This window comes from Streptomyces sp. NPDC051907, from assembly GCF_040681075.1.
In the GTDB taxonomy this organism is placed as follows: domain Bacteria; phylum Actinomycetota; class Actinomycetes; order Streptomycetales; family Streptomycetaceae; genus Streptomyces.
In genome coordinates, this window is sequence record NZ_JBFAYB010000253.1 from 1 (window position 1) to 1,064 (window position 1,064).

Below are 1,064 nucleotides of genomic sequence, written 5' to 3' on the forward strand. Positions count from 1 at the left end.
CTCTAATGTTCCCAAAAGAGTGATTAATCGAGTTGTTTTTGTATTTTGGAGTGACGACAAGGTTGAAATCAAAAATGCTGATAAAGCTATAAACATTGATGAAAAGCTTATAATAGTGTCATTGCTATAAAAACTGTTGTTTATTTCATAATTCTGCTTTAGGTGCTGGATTTCTAAATCATTGTACCTATTTCTGACTTCTCTCATCAATATTTTATAATCTTTTTTATTATTTATCTGTTTAATATCTTTTGAAAGCTGCAACAATATTTTCTCTCTACTTTTTTTATCAAAGTAATATTCCTCTAGGATTCGATTGTTCGTATTCATTATTTGTGTACCCTTCACGCGCTCAAGCGCTTTTTATTTTGCATTCCTAAAATTTAGGATTTGTTTTATAGATTTGAACCTTAGCATTTTTAAGCATTAGCTTATCCGAAAAGCACTAAATAATACTAAAGGTATGTGCTTATAGTGAATTGTTACAAGCCTTTTAACGCAGGCATTTTCCCCTTGGTTATTTTTTGAACCTTTAGGGCTATGTTAATAAATGTTAAGGTTCACAGTTATATAGACTTTAGCACTATTAAAGTTCTAATCTATTGCTTTTTTCATTTCATGAATAACTCTTCTTAATTTTGGCAAAGGTAATTCCATAAGGTCAGCAAACTGTTCTTGTGGTAGTCTGTAGTGTTCTCCAAACATTTTCTCATACTCAGCTATAATTACAGCCTTTTGCATTTTTTCATCTAAGTTATCAATACTCTTTAAGTAGTCCGATAGTTTCATGCTTCCTCCTTTTTTACCCCACCAACTCAAACCAACACAACTCACACAGCAACGCACGAGCCTCGTCATAAGCGTTGTGATGATAGCCGTAGAAGTCTAAGAAGTTGTATATATTTAACGTGTCGTGCGTGATGATGTCGAAACGGCTGATGTAATCAATGGCACAGTCTCTAAAACTCTTTGTACTCATATCACAGCACATTGACGTTATTAGTCGTTTAGTGGCGTCATAGTGGCAACCAGTTATTTTACAGAACTGTGTTATATCATCAAAG

At 33.2% G+C, this 1,064-nt stretch carries 2 protein-coding genes; both read right to left on the reverse strand.

Features of this window, described 5'->3' with window-relative positions; translation table 11 throughout:
- Window positions 1-330 (reverse strand): hypothetical protein (locus AB0M39_RS42195; RefSeq protein ID WP_365374553.1); only part of this gene is annotated, 330 nt, incomplete at its 3' end.
- Between the two features lie 264 nt (window positions 331-594).
- On the reverse strand, window positions 595-789 hold the full coding sequence (locus tag AB0M39_RS42200; protein ID WP_014570835.1) for a hypothetical protein: 195 nt from the start codon (window positions 787-789) through the stop codon (window positions 595-597).
- Window positions 790-1,064: the final 275 nt, after the last annotated feature.